We start from the raw sequence: 23,126 nt of genomic DNA on the forward strand, positions 1-23,126 counted from the left end.
CCCGCTCGTTATCAGATCACTTCCTCCAAACCATCCTATTAACAATCCCCGTATAACTCTGAATAATCTTGACTACCTTCACGCTTACATTTTCATCCGCATAGTCAGGTGTTGTGACGCCTAGGTCACCATTTTTATACATTGCAACAGCTAGGTCAACTGCCTGCAGTACCTGCTCTGTACTGATACTTCCAATGATGAAATTACCTTTATCCATAGATTCCGGCCGCTCGGTGCTGGTTCGCACAGATACAGCCGGGAATTTGAAATAGGATGCTTCTTCCGGTATAGTGCCGCTATCTGATACTACACAGAATGCGTTTAACTGCAAATTGTTATAATCCGAGAAACCAAAAGGTTTTAAACTGCGCACATAGGGGTGAAATTTAAAGCCCCTCTGTTCAATAAACTTGGCGCTGCGGGGATGTGTACTGTATATAATAGGCATATCATAATGCTCAGCCATAGCATTGACCGCGTTCATCAAGGCCAAGAAGTTCTCCTCAATGTCAATATTTTCCTCACGATGGGCAGAAAGCAAAATATATTTCCCCTTCTCCAAGCCCAAATGCTCAACTACCTTGCTGTGCTTAATTTTTTGAATATTGGCGGTGAGCACTTCTGCCATAGGGGACCCTGTTACATACGTGCGCTCTTTGGCTACGCCTTCATAGTTCAAATAGCGCCTGGCGTGTTCGCTGTAGCACAGATTCACGTCCGCGATATGGTCAACAATTCTGCGATTGGTTTCTTCGGGTAGATTCTCATCAAAACAGCGGTTGCCGGCTTCCATATGAAAGATAGGCACTTTCAGTCTTTTGGCTGATATGGCTGACAGAGCTGAGTTTGTATCGCCCAGGATCAAGAGTGCATCCGGTTTTACTTCTGAGAGCACCTTATAACTTTTCGCTATAATATTGCCAATGGTTTCACCCAAATCTCCACCGACTGCCTCCAGATAGTAATCAGGCTCCCTTAAACCCAAATCCTCAAAGAAAATCTGGTTAAGCGTGTAATCCCAATTCTGGCCGGTATGCACCAGAATATGGTCAAAATAAATATCGCATTTTTTGATAACTTCGGACAGCCGTATTATCTCCGGTCTGGTGCCGAGGATGGTCATTAGTTTTAGTTTTTTTATTGCTGTATCAGCCACGTTACACCTCCAAATAATACGTGTCCGGCTTCTCCGGGTCAAAGCATTCATTGGCCCACATAATTGTTACCATGTCTGTATCACCAAGGTTTTCAATGTTATGGGTATAGCCGGGGGGTATATCAACGACTTCCAACTTATCACCACTAACGTAATATTCTATGACTTCACCGGAGCCAACTTTCCGGAAGCGGATGACGCCGGTTCCACTGACCACCAGGAACTTTTCATTCTTACTGTGGTGCCAGTGGTTGCCCTTTGTAATGCCAGGCTTGGAAATGTTGACGGATACTTGTCCCCTATCCGGGGTCTTGATAAACTCTGTAAAAGATCCCCTGTCATCCACGTTCATTTTCAATGGATAGCCGAATTTATCTTTCGGCAGATAGCTTAAATATGTACTATATAATTTCCTGGTAAACTCGTCAGACATATTGGGAACAGAACGCTCCTCACGACTTCTTTTGAATGAATAGATTAAATCAACTATTTCACCAAGGGTAATGGTGTGCACCACCGGAACGGCGCAAAAAACTCCATCCGAGTTTTCTCTACCCAGTAGAGCATTGATTAGTTCCTCTACCACATCATCTATATAGACTAAATGCATAACCACACTGGGGTCATTTACAGTAATAGGCAAATCACGGGCAATATTGTAACAAAACGTTGCAACTGCACTATTGTAATTAGGCCGGCACCATTTGCCGAACACATTGGGGAAACGATAAATGAGCACCCTAGCCCCTGTTTCTTGCCCATAGGCAATCATCAAATCTTCCCCGGCTTTTTTGCTCTTTCCATAGGGATTATCAAGAGCCGCCTGGGTTGATGAGGCAATCAGCACGGGGCAGGTGTTGCCGTGTTTTTTCAAGCTATCCAGTAATGTTTTTGTAAAGCCAAAATTCCCATCCATAAATTCCGACTGTTCTTGGGGACGGTTTACACCAGCCAGGTGAAAGACGAAGTCTACTTCTTGACAATAAGCATCAAGCAGTGCTGGGTCAGTATCTCTGGTATACTCAATGATATTGGTATATTTTTGATTATTTAGCTCAGCGATAAGATTTTTTCCAATAAAACCTCTCGCTCCAGTTACAAGTATTTTCATGGTTTACTCCAGCTTTCTAACTCGTTATTTACATAATCAAGGGACAATAATTTATCTTTAATCTGCTCTATATTAAGCCTATATGTATTATGAGAGTTATACTCTTCTTCTGAAGATAGCTTCTGGTTTCCTTCTACGAAATATTTATCATAATTAAGATCTCTTTTGTCAGCGGGTACTCTAAAAAATCCACCTAAATCCTGAGCTACTATATATTCCTCTTTGGTAAGCAGTGTTTCATAAAGCTTTTCTCCGTGGCGAGTACCTATTATTTTAATCTCGTTATTCACGTTAAATAACTCTTTAATTGCTTGAGCTAAGTCACCAATGGTGGAGGCCGGTGATTTCTGCACTAAAATATCACCTGCTTGGGCATTTTGAAATGCAAAAACTACAAGTTCCACTGCTTCTTCAAGGCTCATTAAAAACCTGGTCATACTTGGATCTGTTACCGTTAAAGGTTGTCCACTCTTTACTTGATCAATAAATAGGGGGATTACAGAACCTCTGGATGCCATAACGTTTCCGTATCGTGTGCAACAGATAAGGGTTTTAGCCGGGTCTACAGTTTTTGATTTGGCTACTAAGACTTTTTCCATCATGGCTTTTGATATACCCATTGCATTAATAGGATATGCAGCTTTGTCAGTAGATAAGCAAATTACTTTTTTAACCCCATACTCGATAGCGGCTGTAAGTACGTTGTCGGTTCCTAACACGTTAGTTTTCACTGCTTCCAATGGGAAAAATTCACAGGATGGCACTTGTTTAAGGGCTGCCGCATGAAAGATATAGTTCACACCATGCATGGCGTTTTTTACACTGGCAATGTCTCTAACATCACCAATGTAAAATTTAATTTTATCGTTTTTATAGAGTTTACGCATATCATCTTGCTTCTTCTCGTCCCGAGAGAAGATGCGAATCTCAGAGATATCAGTAGTTAAAAATCGGTTTAATACAGCATTACCAAAACTTCCTGTACCACCGGTTATTAATAGTGTACTGTTTTTAAACATTATTATTTTCCTTTCAATTAATAAAGTTTTATAACAAAAACATGTTTAAATTTGCTTATCCTAGAGGTAGTTCAGGTTTGTTGATTATCAACTTTTGATTTTACTTTTTCTCTTCCTTGACTACAATTAGCTTTTCTCCTGTACCATTAACACCTATTTTGTTCATTTTAAGTCCCTTTTTTTATTTCCGCTCAAAACGACGTGAAGAATTTCTACTTGCTAACCTTATAATATTCAACGAACCAATCAGCAAATTTCTGTAACCCTTCCTCCATACTGGTGCTAGGCTTGAATTCAAAGGCATCCTTCAGAGGCTTTACATCCGCATACGTGGCCTTAACATCGCCCAGTTGCATGGGAAGGAATTCCTTCTTGGCAACAACCTCTCTACCTACAGCATTACTCAGTGCTTTTTCCAGTGCAGCAATATAATCCATCAATTGCTCAGGTTGATTGTTACCGATATTATAGACTGCGTATTGAATGCCGTTTAGGATACTGTGTTGATCAACTTTCTTAGCTGGTGGATTACTTAGAATCCTAGCCACAGCTTCCACAATATCATCGATATAAGTAAAGTCTCGATAGCAATCTCCATGGTTAAACACATTGATGGTCTCGCCATTAAATATCTTCTGAGTGAAATTGAAATACGCCGTATCTGACCTACCCATTGGACCGTAAACAGTAAAGAATCTCAATCCTGTAGAAGGGATACCGTATAGTTAACTATAGGTATGGGCCATTAATTCATTGGATTTCTTGGTGGCAGCATACAGTGAAACAGGGTTGTCCACCTTATCATCTGTTGAGAATGGAACTTTTGTATTTGCACCATAGACTGAACTGGATGATGCATAAACAAGATGCTCGACACCCTGGTAGCTATCATAGGAATGTCGGCAAGACTCTAAGATATTATAGAAACCGATGATATTGCTCTTAATATATGAATCGGGATTCTCAATACTGTAACGTACACCGGCCTGAGCAGCCAAATTTACTACGAAGTTTGGCTTGTACTCTTCAAAGACCTTAGTAATGACATCTCTGTCTGAGATGTCGCCTTTGATAAATGTGTAACTGTCATAACCTTCCAACTGTTTCAATCTAGTATACTTTAAATTTATTTTATATCATAGTAGTCATTAATATTATCAATGCCTACAACTTTACAGCCTTTCTCTAACAATTTTTTAGACAGATAAAAGCCAATAAAACCTGCACTACCTGTTATTAGGTAATTCTTAGTAGTGTCTAATTCTTTATGTTTTTGCACCACAATATTTGTCTCCTTTATATCAAGGGTAAATGGTTCGGGTTAATCCTCCTTTTCACCAGCAACTTCATCAATTATTCTAGAATACATCTTATCAAAAAAATTGACATAATCTCCCGATACAATATTCTTTATCCAATCTGTATTTTTCAAGTACCATTCTATAGTTTCTTTCATACCCTGCTCAAAGGAATAAGTTGGTTTCCATCCCAATTGACTAGTTATTTTAGTACTATCAATAGCATATCTTCTATCATGTCCTGGTCGGTCCTTAACATATTTAATCAAGTCCTCGGATTTGCCCAAAGTTTTAATAATTAGTTTAACTATTTCTATGTTAGCTTTCTCATTGTTTCCACCTACATTATAAACCTCACCGTCTACACCTTTATGTAATACAGCATCAATTGCAGAACAGTGATCAGATACGTGTAACCAATCCCTAATCTGCATACCATCACCATATACAGGTAGTTCTTTACCTTTTAAACAATTATTTATTATAAGTGGTATTAATTTTTCCGGGAATTGATATGGACCGTAGTTATTACTACAACGAGTAATATTAATTGGCAAACTATAGGTTTTATGATACGCTCTTACAATCATATCTGCGCTGGCTTTTGATGCCGAGTATGGGCTATTAGGCATTAACGGCATTGTTTCTACAAACATACCCTCAGCACCTAAGGAGCCATATACCTCATCCGTAGAAACTTGAATAAATTTAACTCCATGTTTATATTCTTTACAATATTTATCATTCGGATTAATTTTCCAATATTTTTTAGCAGTATCAAGTAAAACCTGAGTACCTATTACATTAGTTGTTAAAAACACTTCCGGTTCTTCAATGCTCCTATCAACATGGGACTCAGCAGCAAAATTAACTACTGAATCTATATATCTACTAAATATATGATCTATTATTTCTCTATCTCTAATATCCGCTTTAATAAAAGTATAGTTTGGCTTATTACACACTTCTTTTAAATTCTCCAAATTGCCTGCATACGTCAAGAGATCAACATTTATAATTTTGTATTCTGGGTACTTATTTAATATTAGCTTAACAAAATTACTGCCAATAAACCCTGCACCGCCAGTAACAAGAATTTTTTTACTAGCCACCTATTTCACCTCTTGCAATTCATTTAAATATCTTTCAACAGCATTCTGCCAAGTTGGTAATAAAGAAAATCCGTTGTCTCTTAACTTTTGCTTTGACATACGTGAATTCTTAGGACGTATTGCTCGAGTTGGATATTCTTCTGTGGAGATAGAATTTACTTTTACGTCTTTATTTGCTTGTCTATATATTTCTTTTGCAAATTCTGCCCAACTACAAAAACCTTCATTAGAGGCATGATATATACCATATTTATCAGTTTGAATCATATCAATTAACAATTTAGCTAAATCAAATGTATAAGTTGGAGAACCTAACTGATCCCCGACAACATTTATTTCTTTGCGCGTTTCTGCCAATCGAAGGATTGTCTTTACAAAATTATTTCCGTTAATACCAAAAACCCATGAAACTCGAACGATAAACCACCTTTCCAACAGTTGCTTTACTATTTCTTCACCTTGGTATTTAGTAACCCCATAATATCCAATTGGCCTTGTTTCATCTGTTTCTTTAAATGGAGAGTCTCCTTCTCCATTAAATACATAGTCTGTGCTAATATACATAAACTTTGCATCAATGTCTTTTGCAGCTTTAGCTAGGTTCTTTGTTCCTTCAACATTTACATTCCAACACGTACTCTTATCATCTTCTGCCTTATCAACTGCCGTATATGCAGCACAGTGTATAATTGCATCAGGATTCAATTCTTTAACATAATGGGACACTGTCTCTCCGTTTATAATATTTAAATTTTCTGATCCTAATCCCACCAAGCTTAGGCCTACTTTTAAACCACGTTGTACTACATCATAGCCAAGCTGACCGGTATAACCTGTTACTAATATCTTCATAAGACTACTCCCCATAGCTGAAGTTATTCTCGGCATCCTCTAGTAATGGTGCCTTTTCATCTTTTGTTGATAATAGAGGCGTAATATCCATAGGCCATTTAATTCCAATAACAGGGTCACTCCATAGGATACTCCGATCCAATTCTGGGGCATATAGCTCGTCCACTTTATATTGAACCTCCACATCTTCAGTTAAAGTCATGAAACCATGTGCAAATCCCCTTGGGATTAATAATTGCTTTTTATTTTCCGCCGTCAATTTAATTCCAATCCATTTACCAAAATTCGGACTCCCTTTTCGAATATCTACAGCAATATCAAAAATAGCCCCCCTTATGCAACGTACCAATTTTGCCTGGGCCTTAGGATTGAGTTGATAATGTATTCCCCTTAACGTTCCTTTTACTGCAGAAAATGATTGATTATCTTGAACAAACTTATAAGTTAACCCTGCTTCTAAGAATTTAGATTCATTATATGTTTCCATAAACCAGCCACGATGATCACCAAATACAGCTGGTTCGACAATAATTACACCATCTAAATTAGTATCGGTGAATTTCATTTCTATTTCACTTCTTTCAATTAATATTGAATTTGCCCATTTGCTACTCTCATTAAATATTGTCCGTATACAGTTTTGCTAAGTTTTTCACCGCAATCCAATAATTGCTCCCTAGTAATCCAACCATTTATATATGCAATCTCTTCAGGTGCAGCAATCTTTATTCCTTGATGCTCTTCAATGGTCTTAACAAAATTTGTTGCTTCAACTAAACTTTGATGAGTACCAGTATCCAACCATGTAAAACCGCGCCCCAATAACTCTACTTCTAATTCACCTATTTTTAAAAACGCTTCATTTATAGAAGTAATTTCCAGTTCACCGCGTAAAGAAGGCTTAACGGATTTAGCTATATCAACCACCCTATTATCATAAAAGTACAATCCAGTAATTGCATAATTAGATTTCGGAACCTCTGGTTTTTCCTCAACACTAATAACCTTGCCGTTATTATCGAATTCAACTACACCAAACCTTTGTGGATCCTGAACATGATAGCCAAATACGGTAGCCCCACTTTCTTTATTCGCTGCACGTTGAAGTATTTTTCGCATACCATTTCCGTAATAGATGTTATCTCCTAAAATCATAGCAACAGAGTCTTCACCAATAAACTTTTCTCCAATTAAAAAAGCCTGAGCTAATCCATCCGGGCTCGGCTGAATTTTAAATTCAAGGTTTATCCCAAACTGAGAGCCATTTCCTAACAATGACTTAAAGCGCGGAGTGTCTTCTGGAGTTGAAATAATTAATATATCTTGAATTCCTGCAAGCATCAAAGTGGAGAGGGGATAATAGATCATAGGTTTATCATAAACTGGAAGTAATTGTTTACTTGTTACCATTGTCAATGGATATAGTCGGGTACCGCTACCACCAGCTAAAATTATTCCCTTCATCAAATCAGTACTCCTTCCCAATTTCCAATAATATTATTACACACATACAACAACTAGTCTTCCTGTTATTATTAATTGTTTTACAATAACGAAGAGCAAAGCAAGTCAGTATGTAAGCAATAACTAGCTTGCCGGCAAAACCGTGGCACCTTAATCTTTAAAATACATTTGTATCTGTAATGACTCTTTACAATAATATAGCTAATTAATTACTAAATATTATTCTAAGCAAATACATGAGAACATAATAGATACTAACCCAAAGAGGCCATTAGAAATAACTGGATTCATCATCGAGGAAAGGAAACGGCTTGTATAACTTGCATAAGATTAATAATGATTCAAAAGAATTCTACCTTTGACACAGATAGTCTTCACAAACTCTTCCGCACATGTTCTCTGACTAAATAGAAGTATAAATTTTGATTTTATATTGTGTCTATAACGGCTAACATGTGTCAAAAATATCTTGTCGCTTTCTTTTAGCTTATCACTATACAAATTCAATATTTGAATTGCTATTTCTTCAAATTGATGTCCCTGTCCTTTTATATGGAACAGTTTGTATAACCTATATTTGAATAGGCTAACGCCTTTCTTTATTTCTCCTGAAACATTATTGCTATGTTGCCTATAGAGAATATATGATGATTGGTCAAATACTGTATTTCCTAAGAAAGCGCAAACCTCAAATAACCAATTATCATGATATATCTTGTTTTCTCCACCTGCCAAGCTAATCGTTTTTAAAGCTTCTTGATTAAAAACACATGTACATCCATATGTAAAAACTCTCGCGAAAGCTTTTTTCTGTGGTTCAAAATTACACGGCACATCAAATGCAAGTTCATTTCGTATGGTTTTCCCATCATATAAAATTAAGTTTGAAAAATACATATTGGGAAGATCTTCTGATAGCGCTCGTAATTTATCTACTGCTACATTCAGTTTATCAGGGTTCCAAATATCATCCTGATCACAGTATGCGTAAAAAGGTGTTTTCTCTTTTTGACCATATACATATTGTGTTAGTAAATGAAAGCTGCGAGTAGCACCGACATTACTTTCTTTTAGTAAAGTAATATCATATCCATTTGATATATATTCTTCTATTATATCAACAGTATTATCTGAAGAACCGTCATCTCTGATAACAATACTAGCTATCACATTTTTTTGTGCGAAAACACTATCTAACAATTCACGCAAGTATGCCTGGCCGTTATAGGTTGACAATAATACTGTTACTTTATCCATATGTACCTCACTTATTCAATTTGTTTACTCAACTTTCGCAGTTGTATAGAGCTTGATATTTGATAACTAAAAATCGATAAAAAACAAGGCGGAACCCAATTTTCGGTATAATGGAAGTAGCACAGCAACCACAAACGAGAAGATCTGTTTCGCTTGACTTCCATTATGTCAGGTCTTGACAAAGATTTTCAGACCGACTCTACAATGGCGCCAGTTTCACGTATTCTGCTGTCGGAAAAAACGGAGATAAATACGGCATGCTTGCATCTGTGCTGGTTGACTGTGATGGCCTTCCGGTCCGGATCGTTTTCGTCCTTAACCGAAAGGTTAGCAATATTGTCGACCGATATAATAATTTCGAAGAGAAAATTATCCGGATTTACGGAATTTACCGGGAAAATGAAGTCTATTTCAAAATGTGCAAATCCTTCTTGGGATTGGCCCAATTCAGAAGCTATGATGCTTGTCAGCATAACGTAGAAAAACCGAGAAAACAAAAATGATCTCACTGCCGGTGGTATTTTCTATGATCTTTGTATTGAGCATAAAATATAAATTGCACAAGCATTGGTATTTTTACTTGATCTGTTGGCTCAATCACAACGCGATAAACTGATTTTATCTAATGAAGCAATTAACGTTGTTCTTGAACATTCCATCATATCTCAAGTCGAGACTAGCAATCAATACTAAAGCTTAAAAATCAGTTTAGTCAACTGCTAAAGTTGAGTTTGTTTATTCTTTCTTTTTGTCAAATATGCTGCAAAATCGTTATATTTACATTTGCCTCGAAGCTTTAGCGAAATAGCCTTGTGAATATAAAAATTGCATATCAGAACAGTGTATTTAGCTCCAACACGTTTTATTGAATATTTGAGTAGTTTGAAAGATGGCTTATAATTATTTTTATCAGTTATTTTATTATAAATACCTCTAATGCTGTAATCGATAAATATACCATTGCTTTCAAACAAGGGTTTTACATCTTCTATAACCCATTTGCCTCTATAAACACCCATTCCTTCATCATTATATCCATAGCTAACAGGTGAATTATCACGATCTTTAACTGTATAGAAAACATCTTTGCTATTAAAAGTCGTACAATTGGCTATTAGTTCCCAAGTCCATGGGTTATCTTCTTTTCGCCAATAGTTCAATAACTTTTCTGTCTTCCAAACACAAGCCTGCATATTTAACTTATATATCTCAATATCCTGCATTTTTACATAGCCATTATATTTTCCATCATCTATGCAATTTCGAGGATTTGCTCCAAATGAGAAATAAGCTATATCTTTGTTTTCGTCCATCCATTGAATTACTTCTGAAATATGATTTTGGTTAATAGGTTTCCTAATAAAAAAATCATCCAAAAAAAGAATGGTATACGGAGTATTTATTGCTTTTAAGCAATTTATCATTCTCTCTCCATATGTTTCATTTACAGTATTGTCATTGTGACATGTATAAATATTTAGATCACCATATGAATATGTCTTGCTTTCTGTATTCAACAATATCTTTAGTTCACACTTTTTCCAATACTTGTCCAATAAAAAGAAAAATGGGTACCATAAGTCTTCATACTTATCACATGTACAAACTAATATAGTTGCCTTTTTATTTAGGCCCATATAATTTATCCCCCCGCAAGTACAATACTGAAAAGAACTATGACAGTACTTCATTGCTACTTACGTAATATTTCAAATTCATTTCGATGATACAGCCACACATAGGCATATGATAAAATAAAATAAATTATTATTCCTACAACAATTCTTGCTACTGTCGTTATTAAACTATTATTAATATAAATTTTATGTATACCAATATACATAATTATACCTATTGCAATAAAGGGTAATCCATTAATCAAATATTTTTTAATTTGCATATATTTCCATGCAATAATTGTCTGTATAATACAAACAGTTCCTTCTGCAATAGTAGTTCCAATCGCTGCTCCTATTGCTCCTAAGCGCGGAATTAATAAAGTATTAATAATAGCATTGACAACAGCTCCAAATAAGACGGATAAGCAATAGTTTTTGTCCTTGGAATTTGGTAATAAGTATTGTGTTCGAATAACATTAGCCCAACTGATAAACAAAATGGAAGGCAATAAATACATTATTACAGAAACAGAACTGCTAAATTCAGAACCATAAAATACAGGTATAAACTCATCTGCAATTCCAGCCAATCCGAATGTCATTGCTACACTCAAAAACATCACAAAAAACATTGTCTCATAATTATATTTCTTCACATTATCGTTTTGCCCATTTGCAACAATGTTTGCAATTCTTGGTAACATAACTATTCCAACAGCAGTAATAATTGCAGACGGAATGTTTATTAATTTTTCAGCATTTTCAAAGTATCCAACTTCAGTCATATTTGCCATAGCACCTAACATAATCTTATCCATATATTTGTAAATACTTACTGCAATGACTGGAATAAAAAGCATTAAATTGGGCTTTATGTGCATACATATTTGTCGCCATGATATACGTTCCCAATGAATATATTTAGGTAAAAGAATCCAATAAATAACTGCATTAATCAATAAACCCCCAGATACAATTCCTGCATAAAGCCATACTTGATCTGCACGCTTAATCAGCAATAAAATAGCCAGCAAATTAACAACTTTCGTAATACCGCTTATCAGAGTTGTTAATTTGAACTTTTCTATTCCAAAGTAGAACCAACTTATGTCAATAACACCTGAAATAACATAGATATATTGAATTAAGGCCACTAACTTATTACCTTCGTAAAAAAAGCCAACGTATATTCCATATAAAATGAGAATGACTAATCCAGTCAACAATTGAAAAATATATATGCTCCAAAAAGTTGAGGATCTTAATTTGTCGTCATCACGAACTCTTGATATAGAGCGATTTCCATAATTCAAAACACCCAGCATAGTAAATAGAACAAAATAATGCGCTATTGAGAATGTATAACTATATATGCCTATCCCATCAGCACCTAACACTCTAGATATATATGGCGCTGTAGTTAGTGGTACAATTAGGGCCAATATTTGATAGCTAATATTATAAATTACATTTCGCTTTATACTTGACATATATTTTATTCATCCAGTCATTTAATTATCACTGTTTATTTATTTAATTGTTTATTTGTAAACACCAATCTATCAATAATCAACGGCCAAGCATAACAAACCACCATAAAATTGAAATGCAAAACGGAAAACATAATAAAAGTGCTAAAAAAATAAGCATATCTATATTTATCTCTCACATTTCCCTGTAGTATAAGTTTCCTATACAGTCGTTGCGCAATATAACCATAAATCCATGAACCAATTACAATACCAATAACACCACCATCAGCATAAAACTCAAAAAACACAGTTGCATATGAATTGAAACGATGACCAGAAGTTATATATAAAACAATATTATGCAGGCTGTGGACAACATCCGTCGCTCGTGAGAAAGCTGCTGGCTCACTTAATCCAAATATCAAACCAAACACAGAAAAGAATGGGGCAAATATACCTCGAAATGAAGTAAATCCATAAGTAAATTGACTGTTGCTTGCCTGCCAAAGTTGAATTCTTTGATCAAAATAAGGAATACTCCCAACATAATAAGTGTATAGATTGTAACTAAAACTATATGAATCTTCTCCCCTTCTTACCCTTGAAACAACAATAAAGGCAATAACAAGCATTACAATTGCAGTAATGAATTTCCATTTATGTCTCTTAATAAAATTAAATCCTTTTTTGGATTCTATAAATGCTATAATAACAACGAAAATTATTATATTAACTAAGTACGTTCTTCTAAAATCCACCAAAAATCTTATCAAAAATAGGCCGATAGCAACTATCAAATATTTTGATTTCCTTTTTTCGAAATACATTAAAATTGACATTGGAACAAGCATGTACAGTAACGGATAACCAATATATTGCTGCATTATTTCTTCAACATGTGAATATGTGTTCGTTAGTAATGTTTCTTCGCCACCAACCGTTCTTGCCATCATATTATATATATCTGCTATATTTAACCCTTGAGTAAAATATATTAAGATAACTTTATAATTTACTATAAGCCCAGCTAAACAAATTACTACTGCGATCCAGTAATATTTATCCGAAAAATTTTTATCACTCAATTTAACACATGGTAATTTTATCTTATTTGCAAACAGTGCGCCAACAGTAAAAGCTACCACACCTAATATAATATAAAAGTAGACTGTATCACTAACAGAATATAACCCATATAACTGCAGGCGAGCAAATAGCATTAAAAATCCAAAAAAACAACTAAAAGTAACAATTGGACTGTAAATTTTCCTAGCCCCAATATAGCCAAAACTCCCAATAGCAAAGCACATACTTATTGCAATATAGCTCAAACTTAGCTTGCACCTCTTTTTTGTAGTCTAAACTGCAAATAATTCTTTAATTTTCATACTATATCAAGCAAATACTTTTATTCCTATCTCCAACCATTACATACTTTCCATATATGTGGGAAATATTTAGACAATAATGTTGCAGCACATACAATAATTGTCAAAATCACAAAAGGTGTTAACATATATTCTGCAATTAAAAGCCAGCTATCAGCAAATACAACTCTCGATGTTACGTACTGCACTACAGATATTAGCGGCATATGCACGCAGTATGTAAAAAATGAATACCGCATATAAAATTTTACCTGTATTTTACTACTATCATAACTACACAAAAGAAGCATGATGAATGGACATATAAGCCTGAATAAGTAGAAAGCCAATTCTCCATAAATATCCATATCGCCAGTTGTGTTTGGCAAAAACCAAGCACTGCAAAGGAATAGTATACAACTCAACGGCACTACTATCTTCTTTTTATTATTGCGCAAGGAAAAGAAATTAAATGTTCCGTAATATACTGCGACATAAGCACCAAACAAATATATTGACGTCCAATAGATAAAACACCTGTAACTAGCTACACCAAATATTGACAAAAGAGCAGTTATTCCTAACACTATAATGGATACATATTTTCTATTTATCACCCAATATATTAGCGGAGATAAAATGGATAATATCATCAATTCACGTATAAACCACAAAGGCATGGTAGAACTGCTGATAATAGAAACTATTAACTCATTAAAATTAAATGTAATATTATTAAACAAAATATACTTATAATAGCCTAAGATATTATACAGAATATAGGGGATTAATAAAGAAAATAATCTTTTCTTCAGTTTATATACATAGTAGTTAACTGATTGCTTATATGTTTTAAAAAAAAGAAATGCAGATATAAAAAAGAAAATCGGAACTGCGCACTCTGATATGTTATACATATAACGCTCTATAACATACGCAACTCTATAAACGCCCTGCCCCACTATGGCATCATAGTCAACGTCTATATTGAAGCAGTGATGGAATATAATTAATACAGATAATATAAAACTGGTTATTGTGAGTTGCCATGTTAAGCGATTGTCTTCCATTTTTTTCTCCATGTATATCATTTCCACAATAAACTATATTTTGCGATAGCACCATTCAATAATTGACTTGCAATTAAGTCTTGCTAAAATATATACCCAAAAGCGTGTTATCCGAAATCCGCTCCCTGATACACCGATCCACAAATCGTCATACCGTGTCTTTTCTTCCGTAAATATGGAATGCACACCCATAAACCAATGAATCTGGACAAAAGCTTCATTGCATTCTTCGAAGCCTAACCTATTTTTCTCATACAATCTATCCAGTGCAAACAAAGTCTTTTTATGACCAGTTGAAGATGTAATACTAACAGTCTGAAATTCTTGTTCCATTAATGCTTTTTCGACGTAGCAAAAGCGATAATTCTGGCTGAGCCGAAGCGCAAGATCCCAATCTTGATATCTCGGCATGGCTGCATCGAATTGTACGTGTTCAAAGCATTCTCTTTTTCCTAAAATAGTTCCAGTAGTAATAGAATTACACCAAAGTAATGAATCATATAATTGTTTACCTTCTTTAGGTTCTGCATAAACAATCTTCTCATTTTTATTCCGATCAGTATACTTATAATTACTCACACATATATCTGCTTCACACTGCTTTAGTTTAAGCATCTGTAATTCAATTTTTTGTGGTACAAATTTATCATCACTATCCAAAAAGGCTATATATTTTCCGTGCGCAATTGATACACCTGTGTTTCGAGCAACACAAGCGCCACTATTCTTAGCCAATCGATAGTATATTACTTTATCATTATCTCCATATTTTTCCTGCACAATTTTTTCCGTCTTATCTGTTGATGCATCATCAATAACACATACTTCTATCGCTTTATACGTTTGATTCAATACACTTTCAATTGACCTTATTATCGTTTTCTCACGATTGTAAGTTGGTATAACCACAGAAACCAATTCATTCATTACTATTTATACCTTTCGTCGACTTCGCTTGTGAACAATCTTCTAAGTAGTTCTCATTTTTTATATCACAATTTCTTAATGTACTTAGCCGGAACACCACCATACAAAGCTCCGTTCTCAATTAAGTTATGGGTAACAACCGCACCTGCTGCAACTACACAATTATCTGCAATTTCAACTCCGGGCAATATGGTAACGTTTGCACATATCCAAGTACTATTACGATTTTGACTGATCCTGCCTTATGATCTTTTTCTTTCTTTTTTGCATTGCTTATATAATCTGTCATATACATTCCTGTTTCCATTAATCAAACCAACTAGCTAGACCACCATTTGTTTCATGTATGACCTTGACCCTATTTTATTAACCAAACTTATCTGAATACTTCTTAAAGCTGAGTTAAATTGAAGATATGCAACAAAATATTATTTATATTAAGTTTTTCATCTTAAAAAATTTTTATATATAAAGTTTTGTATGCTTATAGGACTAACAAACATAAAAAGTTGAGCTATAAACACACATACAAAATCAGAAAACCCCGAAAACCCCATTCTCCAAAAATTATAAATGGTTAAGATATAACTTTTAGTATTAGTCCAACTACGTCGGCGTTTTGCTAATTCATCATTTGATCGAAATAATAATAAGGCTTCATTCAAATTAATTGCTCTATAGCCCTTGAAAAGCATTCTTCCGAATAAGTCTACGTCTTGATTACGTCGTAAGTTAGAATAACCACCACAGTCTATTACTTTACTCTTTTTGTACATAACTGTAGGATGATTAAAAGGACTTCTTCTTTTAGCAAATTCATAAATTTTTTTATGTTGTAAAGGTACAATTCTTCTAGAAATAATCTGAGTGGGATCATGTTTAAATTCATCTACTATTGTTCCTACTATAACAAGTTTGTCGTCTTCTAAAAATGATTTAAGTTGCTTTTCGCATCTGTCCGGTAAAGAAATATCATCCGTATCCATTCTTGCTACTAATTCATTTTTACAATGCCTTAGCCCAAGATTAAGGGCTAAACCTAAACCTAGATTTTTTTCACTCACAACAATCTTAATTAAATCTGGATAATCCAAATTATACCTATTTAGTACTACTTCAAGCTCATTAGTAAGTAGACCATCTTTAACTATAACAATTTCATCTGGAGGAACTGATTGATTAATCATGCTTTCTATGCTTTGCTTTAAATACTCGGGTTTTTCCTTTGTATAAAGTGACATTAGTACGCTGTATTTCTCCACACTTAATACTCCTTATTTGTATTATTACAATAGCAATTTACTTTTTTCTATTAATCTCTTATACTCATTTCTGGGAATCTTACCAGTTCTCAACAAATAATCACCAAAGTCCTCTGCTGTATCCATACCTTCAGTGCTTATATCCTCCTTTTTAAACACCTTTGCTACGGTTTGAAAAATAATCTTCCAGTCCCTAACAAATGAAATGTCATTAATATACTCCAAATCTAATGAAAGTTTTTCTTCCCAGGCCACATTATTCCTACCATTAACTTGTGCCCATCCTGTAAGTCCAGGCAGCAAACTATGTCGCTGTCTTTGCTCAGGAGTCATAAACACCATATCTCTTACAAGCAGTGGCCTCGGCCCCACAATACTCATATCCCCTTTGAGTATATTGAACAGCTCTGGCAGTTCATCCAAGCTTGTGGACCGCAACAACCTGCCAAACTTATTTAGCCTCACTGAGTCTGGAAGCAACTCTCCATTCTCATCTGTCTCATCCGTCATCGTTCTGAATTTATAAAGAGTAAATATCTTCTCATTTAAGCCAGGGCGTTTCTGTTTAAATATCACCGGACTGCCTAGTTTGACTCTTACAAGTACAGCAGTTACCAACAGAACAGGTGCTAACACAATAATTGCGCATAAACACAGGATAAAATCCATTGGCCTTTTTATGTATCTCCTGTACACCCCGCCATCATCAATGTGCTGAACAGGGTTGTTTATACTTGATCTGACCTCAGTTTGCATCTACGTCACCTCAGTAGTTACTAGCTATTTCTTTGTAGGCTTTTTCTTTCACCCACAATCCCTTAATAACATCACATACTCTACTCAAATCCTCATCCGTCATCTTAGTATCAGATGGCAAGCAAACCCCATTTTCGAAGAGCTTCTTGCTCTCATCGCCACCGATATAATCGTACTCCGCAAAAAACGGCTGCAAATGCATGGGTTTCCAAATTGGCCTTGACTCAATATTCTCCTTCTCCAAAGCTTCCATTATATCTAAAGGTCTAACTTGTCCACTTAGTGTTATACAACTTAACCAATAATTAGGCTCATTCCATTCATTAATAGGCATGAACTCGACACCCTCTAATGATCCCAACTCACGTTTATAAAAATCAAAGATATACTTCTTCTTGGCAATTCTCTGATCTAATACTTTAAGCTGTCCTCTGCCTATTCCAGCTACTATATTGCTCATGCGATAATTAAATCCTAATTCACTATGCTGATAGTGTCTTGCTTGATCCCTGGCTTGAGTGGCCCAAAACCTAACCTTATTAATCTTCTCTTCATTATGAGAAACAAGCATCCCACCACCAGATGTGGTAATAATCTTGTTGCCGTTAAAACTAAACACACCATACTCACCAAAAGTCCCGGTATATTTTCCTTTATAATAACTACCTAAGGACTCAGCAGCATCTTCAATAACAACCGCATTGTGCTCGTTGCAGATTTCCATAATCTTGTCCATATCAGCTGATAAGCCATATAAATGAACAACTAAAACAGCCTTAGCATTTGGGTATTTCTCAAAAGCCTTTTCCAAAGCTACAGGGCTCATGTTCCACGTTTCAAAATCACTATCTATAAACACAGGTATTGCATTCTGATAAATTATCGAGTTAGCTGTTGCGGAGAAGGTAAGCGACTGACAGAGCACGATATCCCCCGCTCCCACTCCAGCAGCTTTAAGAGCCAAATGAATAGCGGCCGTTCCTGAAGATAATGCTGCAGCTGACTTGGCTCCTACCATTGCAGCAAGTTCATTCTCAAATTCATTGACGTTCTTCCCTAAAGGAGCAATCCAGTTGGTATCAAAGGCTTCCTTTATATATTGCATTTCGTAACCCTCATCACTCATATGGGGTGAAGAGAGGTAAATTCTATCTCCCATTTTTCAAGACTTCCTTCCTTTTTAGCTGGTAGTTGGTTAGTACTTAGTTGGGTAGACTTCAAAGCCTTTCCAACTAACTACTAACCAACTAAACACTCGTTCAATCTATCTCGCATACTCACTTCCTAATCTCCATTCAATCTTTTATCTCCCAAATATTCCGTTTTTCTAGCGTTTTCTACCCTATCTGAGGCATTTTATCCGTTTAGCATCACCCAAGCAGACTATCATGTGCTTTAGACTAGAACACCTGTTCTCTATACAGCTTGCTCACTTCCGTATGTTAATTCAATATTTTTCTATTTATGCAACATATTGTATGTCTTCTTTTTTAACCGCAATATATAGTATATGGTTCGATTTTTTTATCTCTTTCACATATTCATATGCCCAATCTCGATTCAATCACGTTGCCCAAATGCCCATATTTTCTAAATACTTTACAAAAAGTCTGGAACCCTTGATATGACTGAACTCAGAGAGTCACTCCTAGCTAGAATTGTCGTTTCTCTACGTTCACTCAATCACACAAACTTCCCCAATCTATCCCTCTAAATTTCCTATCTAAAATATCACAGATACGGCACACTTCCACCCTTATCATTGTTTTCATCATCATCCCTTCTAGTAGGATGCACGCTACATTGAACCTTCCCATCTACATACCTAATATCACCTTGCTTAGGACATATATTAACCCCATAATCTTGCAAATATTGAGCAAAAGCTACCTCTGAGTGAATACCATTTCCTTCACTCAAATGCACCTCATACATCCTCTCCAATTTTAAACAATTAGTATTGCAAACATCTTTCTTAGTTCTTTCTACATACCCAAATAAGTAAGTAACTGCTATCGAAATCAAGATAGTCATCATAGCGATCACTGCTATGATTTCGACTAATGTAAATCCCTTATCATAAACCTTTTTATTTCTATTTTCACTTATAACATTTTCAAACAAAAATCGAACATCCAAAACAGGACACCCCCACTTGGCACTTCTCACCCCAAGTCCGGCGTGCCCTAAGCCGTCCTGCCCTCCACATACAGCACCAACTCCGGCATCACCCGCAACAACCTGCCAAAAATCTCCTGGTGCTCCGTTACTTCCCTCTTCTCCAGCTTCAGCAGTTCCTGCAGCAGCACTGCCTCATCAATCTCCACCGGCTTTGCCTCAAAAATCCTTTTGTGCTTGGTGCTGGAGGAACCCTCTTCAGCCGTCAGCAATTCCTCAAAAAGTTTTTCCCCTGGACGGATGCCGGTATATTTAATCTCAATATCCTTCCCTGGCTCAAAGCCAGATAGCTTTATAAGGTTAGCCGCCAAATCCACAATCTTAACCGGTTCCCCCATATCCAGCAGGAAAACCTCCCCACCCTCGGCCATGGCACCAGCTTGAATCACCAGTTGCACTGCTTCCGGGATGGTCATAAAGTAGCGGGTCATATCCGGGTGAGTCACCGTAACAGGACCCCCCCGGGCAATTTGTTCTTTGAAGATGGGCACAACGCTACCCCGACTGCCCAGCACATTGCCAAAGCGCACCGCAGCAAACTTGGTATGGGACCCCTTGAACAAATTCTGAATCACCAGTTCTGCTATCCGTTTGGTTGCTCCCATAACACTGGAAGGGTTAACCGCCTTATCCGTAGAGATCAGAACAAATCTTTCGCATCCTACCCGATCTGCCATTTCAGCCACATTTTTTGTCCCAAAGACGTTGGTTTTCACAGCTTCATCCGGGTGCATTTCCATCAGCGGCACATGCTTATGGGCTGCGGCATGAAAGACAACATGCGGTTGGTGCTTTTCAAAGGTTAGTTGTAGTTTAAAACGGTCCCGAACATCGGCGATCTCTACTTCCAGGGGCACCAGGGGGAACTTGTCCCGTAACTCCAACCAAATTTTATGGATGCTGTTTTCCCCATGGCCCAGCAGAATAATTTTGGCCGGGTCCATTTGTGCGATTTGGCGGCACAACTCGGAACCGATGGAGCCACCGGCGCCGGTTACCAGGACCACTTTTCCCTTGAGATAAAGGGATATTTCCTTAAGATCCACCTGTACTGGTTCCCTGCCCAGCAAATCCTCAATCTCTACAGGTCGAATTTTACTTATGGAAACATTGCCATTTAAAAACTGGTAAACACCCGGTAGGATCTTAACCTCTCCCACCGTATCCTTACAGAACTGAATAATATCACGCATACTTTTTCCGGCAACCGAAGGCATAGCAATGATAATTTCATCTATGTTATGTTTACATATTAATGAAGGAATACTTTCTCTGCCGCCCAGTACAGGCAGATCATAAATACTCAGGTGGTGTTTCTTGGTATCATCATCGATAAAACCAATAACCGGTTGATTGCCGTTGTAGTGATTTTTATATTCTCTGGCCACCAGGGCACCGGCGGAACCTGCACCATAAATCAAAGCTCTTTTGGGAGTTCCCATTCTGACATATCCTTTTTTCGCTTTATACTCAACATACAGTCGCCAGGCAAACCTGGAACCGCCAACAAAAATAATGGCAAAGGCCCAAAAGGATAAAATTGTTTTTCCTAAGTGAGGTTCATCTATAAAATGGGTGAGGATAAAAAATAAGAGGCTTACTAACGAAACAGATTGAATAATGGTAAGTAATTCTCCGGTGCTTGCATAGGCCCAAACACGGTGGTATAGCTTGGAGCCATAAAAAACAAGTAAAATAACCGGTGTAGCCAGAAGAAAACCCCGCATGTCGGCCAAGTACTCCTGGGTAAATTGGCCGTGATAATGAATATAGCAGGGAATCAAAAAGGCCAGATTTACTAAAACTGCGTCACAGAGCATTAATAAAGGTATTCTAAATTTGTTGGTCATCTTTACCACCATTTCTAAGGCATTTTAGCATACCAACAAAGATGTCTTTAGGCCCCTGCCCCCTAGGATTTATTTCCTGCATAACGGGAACAAAAAAACTACTTTTCTACAAAAGCAGCAGTGACATAATTTAATTTATTGGTTTTTAAAACCTTTAAAAGTCACTTTTTTATCGGGTACCCTATAAAATTTATAAAGCTCTACGTATACTAATTTTCAGTAATATTTTGATAATATTAGTAATTTTTCCTGCTTTTTATTGTTAAAATATTTCGACCTATTTCGTGTAATAGGACTAAATATCTACCCCTCTATGTCGAACGCTAGGACTTTTATCTTATAACAACTGACAAATAGGCGATGTCATTCTGTCGAAACATTATTAATTAATGTATCTTGGCTGTTTCATGCTTTCCAATCAAGCGCATTATTCGACAATGGTTTATGGTTAAAACCCCACATAATACCAACCCCTTTGAAATATATTTTTTTATATGTTTCAAAAGGAGTTGGCAATGTGGTTATTTATTTGGGCAAGTCCACCATTAATTATTTAATCTGTGGTCTTTTGTTAATGGCCCTGTTGGTAGGGGCTGTTTCCTATAGTACCCTTACTGCTTCCAAAGGAGTTTCGGTGGAGCAGTGGCTGCGGGATGGCCAGGTGATTAAGCAGGTAAGCACCTCTAAAAAAGTGGTGGCCCTCACCTTTGACGATGGCCCAAGTGAGCTCTATACCTCTAGGATTCTGGATGTTCTGAAACAGAACGAAACCAGGGCTACTTTCTTTGTGGTGGGGAAACGGGCAGAAAAATATCCGGCAGTGATTAAACGAATGGTAACAGATGGGCACGAGGTGGCAAACCATACTTATACCCACCCTCTGTCCCCTGTAAAGTCGGCAAAACTGACCAGAGAATTAGATAAAACCGATGATATTGTCTATGGTATCATCGGTCGGCATACCCAGTATTATCGTCCACCAGGTGGAAAGTGCACCCATTCCATGATCGACCCAGCCGTTGATAAGGGTTATAAAGTGATTCTCTGGACCAATCGGGAAGATCCCAAGGATTTGTCCGACCCGGGGGTTCCGCAAATTGTGTCCCAGGTGGTGGACTATGTACGGAATGGTTCCATTATTATTTTGCATGACTGTGGCGGGGACCGGAGCCAGACGGTGGAGGCTTTGCCCCAAATTATCCAGGGGGTACAGGAGAAGGGGTATGTCTTTGTGACAGTCAGTGAACTGCTGCGGGATAGTAATACGGTGCCGGCCATTGAGGAGTTTCGCATGGAGAATTGGGTGGAATAACTTGGGGGGATAGTTTTTGGGGTCAGCTGGTTTTTGGTGGTTCT

Annotated in this window: 21 protein-coding genes and 1 pseudogene; 1 reads left to right on the forward strand and 21 read right to left on the reverse strand. The window is 36.6% G+C overall.

Translation table 11 applies throughout. From position 1 onward, the window contains the following. Positions 1–16: 16 nt before the first annotated feature. The 21 genes and pseudogenes from wecB to DRED_RS16240 all read right to left on the reverse strand — a co-directional run bounded on the left by wecB (position 17) and on the right by DRED_RS16240 (position 21,770). The gene (wecB, locus tag DRED_RS16145) at positions 17–1,141 is read right to left on the reverse strand and encodes a non-hydrolyzing UDP-N-acetylglucosamine 2-epimerase (RefSeq protein ID WP_041275015.1); all 1,125 of its coding nucleotides are present in this window, start codon (positions 1,139–1,141) and stop codon (positions 17–19) included. 16 nt (positions 1,142–1,157) lie between these two features. After that, positions 1,158–2,267, reverse strand: a complete 1,110-nt coding sequence (locus tag DRED_RS16150) for a capsular polysaccharide biosynthesis protein CapF (protein ID WP_011879324.1) — start codon at positions 2,265–2,267, stop codon at positions 1,158–1,160. Further along, the gene (locus DRED_RS16155) at positions 2,264–3,286 is read right to left on the reverse strand and encodes a polysaccharide biosynthesis protein (protein ID WP_011879325.1); all 1,023 of its coding nucleotides are present in this window, start codon (positions 3,284–3,286) and stop codon (positions 2,264–2,266) included. Before DRED_RS16155 ends, DRED_RS16150 begins: the two co-directional genes overlap by 4 nt. A gap of 212 nt (positions 3,287–3,498) precedes the next feature. Next, positions 3,499–4,565, reverse strand: a pseudogene (locus tag DRED_RS16160) (GDP-mannose 4,6-dehydratase). A gap of 42 nt (positions 4,566–4,607) precedes the next feature. Continuing rightward, positions 4,608–5,696, reverse strand: a complete 1,089-nt coding sequence (gene rfbB / locus DRED_RS16165) for a dTDP-glucose 4,6-dehydratase (protein ID WP_011879326.1) — start codon at positions 5,694–5,696, stop codon at positions 4,608–4,610. Beyond that, positions 5,697–6,548, reverse strand: coding sequence for a dTDP-4-dehydrorhamnose reductase (gene rfbD / locus DRED_RS16170; RefSeq protein WP_011879327.1), 852 nt, complete (start codon positions 6,546–6,548; stop codon positions 5,697–5,699). It lies immediately after the preceding gene. Between the two features lie 4 nt (positions 6,549–6,552). Beyond that, the gene (rfbC, locus tag DRED_RS16175) at positions 6,553–7,113 is read right to left on the reverse strand and encodes a dTDP-4-dehydrorhamnose 3,5-epimerase (protein WP_011879328.1); all 561 of its coding nucleotides are present in this window, start codon (positions 7,111–7,113) and stop codon (positions 6,553–6,555) included. Between the two features lie 20 nt (positions 7,114–7,133). After that, positions 7,134–8,012, reverse strand: a complete 879-nt coding sequence (gene rfbA, locus DRED_RS16180; RefSeq protein WP_011879329.1) for a glucose-1-phosphate thymidylyltransferase RfbA — start codon at positions 8,010–8,012, stop codon at positions 7,134–7,136. Between the two features lie 330 nt (positions 8,013–8,342). Next, positions 8,343–9,269, reverse strand: a complete 927-nt coding sequence (locus DRED_RS16185; RefSeq protein ID WP_011879330.1) for a glycosyltransferase family 2 protein — start codon at positions 9,267–9,269, stop codon at positions 8,343–8,345. A gap of 188 nt (positions 9,270–9,457) precedes the next feature. Next, positions 9,458–9,766 (reverse strand): hypothetical protein, encoded by a 309-nt coding sequence (locus DRED_RS18895; RefSeq protein WP_156779692.1) that lies wholly within the window; start codon positions 9,764–9,766, stop codon positions 9,458–9,460. A gap of 222 nt (positions 9,767–9,988) precedes the next feature. Further along, positions 9,989–10,906 carry a hypothetical protein gene (locus DRED_RS16195; protein ID WP_041274687.1) on the reverse strand — a complete coding sequence of 306 codons (918 nt, stop codon included), beginning with the start codon at positions 10,904–10,906 and terminating at the stop codon, positions 9,989–9,991. A gap of 56 nt (positions 10,907–10,962) precedes the next feature. After that, on the reverse strand, positions 10,963–12,378 hold the full coding sequence (locus DRED_RS16200) for a flippase (RefSeq protein WP_011879332.1): 1,416 nt from the start codon (positions 12,376–12,378) through the stop codon (positions 10,963–10,965). Positions 12,379–12,413: 35 nt separating this feature from the next. After that, positions 12,414–13,691, reverse strand: coding sequence for an O-antigen polymerase (locus DRED_RS16205; RefSeq protein WP_011879333.1), 1,278 nt, complete (start codon positions 13,689–13,691; stop codon positions 12,414–12,416). An 83-nt stretch (positions 13,692–13,774) separates the two neighbouring features. After that, complete coding sequence (locus DRED_RS16210; protein WP_041274688.1) at positions 13,775–14,809, reverse strand: acyltransferase family protein; 1,035 nt, start codon at positions 14,807–14,809, stop codon at positions 13,775–13,777. A gap of 21 nt (positions 14,810–14,830) precedes the next feature. Beyond that, positions 14,831–15,724 carry a glycosyltransferase family 2 protein gene (locus DRED_RS16215; protein ID WP_011879335.1) on the reverse strand — a complete coding sequence of 298 codons (894 nt, stop codon included), beginning with the start codon at positions 15,722–15,724 and terminating at the stop codon, positions 14,831–14,833. Between the two features lie 65 nt (positions 15,725–15,789). Continuing rightward, a complete protein-coding gene (locus DRED_RS18425; protein ID WP_083755190.1) occupies positions 15,790–15,960 on the reverse strand; it encodes a DapH/DapD/GlmU-related protein in 171 nt (56 codons plus the stop codon). 210 nt (positions 15,961–16,170) lie between these two features. Then, positions 16,171–16,986: a glycosyltransferase gene (locus DRED_RS16220; protein WP_011879337.1), complete on the reverse strand. Its 816-nt coding sequence runs from the start codon at positions 16,984–16,986 to the stop codon at positions 16,171–16,173. A 24-nt stretch (positions 16,987–17,010) separates the two neighbouring features. Beyond that, complete coding sequence (locus tag DRED_RS16225; RefSeq protein WP_011879338.1) at positions 17,011–17,742, reverse strand: sugar transferase; 732 nt, start codon at positions 17,740–17,742, stop codon at positions 17,011–17,013. Positions 17,743–17,752: 10 nt separating this feature from the next. Continuing rightward, positions 17,753–18,901: a DegT/DnrJ/EryC1/StrS family aminotransferase gene (locus DRED_RS16230; RefSeq protein WP_011879339.1), complete on the reverse strand. Its 1,149-nt coding sequence runs from the start codon at positions 18,899–18,901 to the stop codon at positions 17,753–17,755. A gap of 572 nt (positions 18,902–19,473) precedes the next feature. Then, positions 19,474–19,881, reverse strand: a complete 408-nt coding sequence (locus DRED_RS16235) for a prepilin-type N-terminal cleavage/methylation domain-containing protein (protein WP_011879340.1) — start codon at positions 19,879–19,881, stop codon at positions 19,474–19,476. Positions 19,882–19,928: 47 nt separating this feature from the next. Then, on the reverse strand, positions 19,929–21,770 hold the full coding sequence (locus tag DRED_RS16240; RefSeq protein ID WP_011879341.1) for a polysaccharide biosynthesis protein: 1,842 nt from the start codon (positions 21,768–21,770) through the stop codon (positions 19,929–19,931). Between the two features lie 517 nt (positions 21,771–22,287). On the opposite strand from DRED_RS16240, the gene DRED_RS16245 reads away from it, so the two are divergent. Next, entirely contained in the window at positions 22,288–23,082 is a 795-nt protein-coding gene (locus tag DRED_RS16245; RefSeq protein ID WP_011879342.1) for a polysaccharide deacetylase family protein, read from the forward strand. The last annotated feature ends 44 nt before the right edge of the window (positions 23,083–23,126 follow it).

The organism is Desulforamulus reducens MI-1, from assembly GCF_000016165.1.
Lineage (GTDB): Bacteria > Bacillota > Desulfotomaculia > Desulfotomaculales > Desulfotomaculaceae > Desulfotomaculum > Desulfotomaculum reducens.

Coding starts and splice junctions, on each gene's coding strand:
- rfbC (WP_011879328.1), bottom strand. CDS start 7,113: ATGAAATTCACCGATACTAATTTAGATGGTGTAATTATTGTCGAACCA.
- DRED_RS16240 (WP_011879341.1), bottom strand. CDS start 21,770: ATGACCAACAAATTTAGAATACCTTTATTAATGCTCTGTGACGCAGTT.
- DRED_RS16230 (WP_011879339.1), bottom strand. CDS start 18,901: ATGGGAGATAGAATTTACCTCTCTTCACCCCATATGAGTGATGAGGGT.
- DRED_RS16225 (WP_011879338.1), bottom strand. CDS start 17,742: ATGCAAACTGAGGTCAGATCAAGTATAAACAACCCTGTTCAGCACATT.
- DRED_RS16210 (WP_041274688.1), bottom strand. CDS start 14,809: ATGGAGAAAAAAATGGAAGACAATCGCTTAACATGGCAACTCACAATA.
- DRED_RS16150 (WP_011879324.1), bottom strand. CDS start 2,267: ATGAAAATACTTGTAACTGGAGCGAGAGGTTTTATTGGAAAAAATCTT.
- rfbD (WP_011879327.1), bottom strand. CDS start 6,548: ATGAAGATATTAGTAACAGGTTATACCGGTCAGCTTGGCTATGATGTA.
- rfbA (WP_011879329.1), bottom strand. CDS start 8,012: ATGAAGGGAATAATTTTAGCTGGTGGTAGCGGTACCCGACTATATCCA.
- DRED_RS16155 (WP_011879325.1), bottom strand. CDS start 3,286: ATGTTTAAAAACAGTACACTATTAATAACCGGTGGTACAGGAAGTTTT.
- DRED_RS16215 (WP_011879335.1), bottom strand. CDS start 15,724: ATGAATGAATTGGTTTCTGTGGTTATACCAACTTACAATCGTGAGAAA.
- DRED_RS16195 (WP_041274687.1), bottom strand. CDS start 10,906: ATGGGCCTAAATAAAAAGGCAACTATATTAGTTTGTACATGTGATAAG.
- DRED_RS16185 (WP_011879330.1), bottom strand. CDS start 9,269: ATGGATAAAGTAACAGTATTATTGTCAACCTATAACGGCCAGGCATAC.
- DRED_RS16200 (WP_011879332.1), bottom strand. CDS start 12,378: ATGTCAAGTATAAAGCGAAATGTAATTTATAATATTAGCTATCAAATA.